Raw genomic sequence first — 529 nt, forward strand, 5'->3', positions numbered from 1 at the left:
CTGGCGTTTGCTCGAAGGGCGCTTGGCGTTTCGCGTCCAGTCGTCGTTGAACTTGTAACGTGATTTGGTTCACGGCATTCACCGATAGAACTCGACCTACTACAAAATACAAGGCTGCTTGCAAATCTCGCAACGACAGTCCCATGACATACAAGCAACACAGCCAATCCAGTAGATTCCCCAAACTCCGCTGATAGCGTTCCAAGATCTGCCAGTGGCGTTCCGGGTTCCGTTCTCGTAACTTCGGCACCTGTAACTTCTCGATGGTTCCATACTGCGTATGCAGTTGCCGCTCATAGTACCCGGAGCGGTACGGTTTCTTGCCCTCCAGGTGCTTCAGAAACTCCGTCACTTCCTCTCGTAACGCCCCTTCCAACACCTGTTTGACCGTGTTCACCACTTCCCTTCGTAATTGCTCTGCAAGTGCTGCTTCCAGTTCCGGATGCACACCTTGCTGTCGAACTCTGAGAATTTGTTGTTCTCGTTCTGCGATCGTCATGGAAGGGCTCCTGCTTCGAGGGGCTTCCCC

1 protein-coding gene is annotated in these 529 nt (G+C 52.9%); it reads right to left on the bottom strand.

Features of this window, described 5'->3' with window-relative positions; translation table 11 throughout:
* A partial coding sequence (locus C7B65_RS27240; protein WP_181314529.1) for a transposase occupies positions 1 to 499 on the bottom strand: 499 nt, incomplete at its 3' end.
* Between the last annotated feature and the right edge of the window lie 30 nt (positions 500 to 529).

It is taken from the genome of Phormidesmis priestleyi ULC007 (assembly GCF_003003695.1).
In the GTDB taxonomy this organism is placed as follows: Bacteria; Cyanobacteriota; Cyanobacteriia; order Leptolyngbyales; family Leptolyngbyaceae; genus Phormidesmis_A; species Phormidesmis_A priestleyi_A.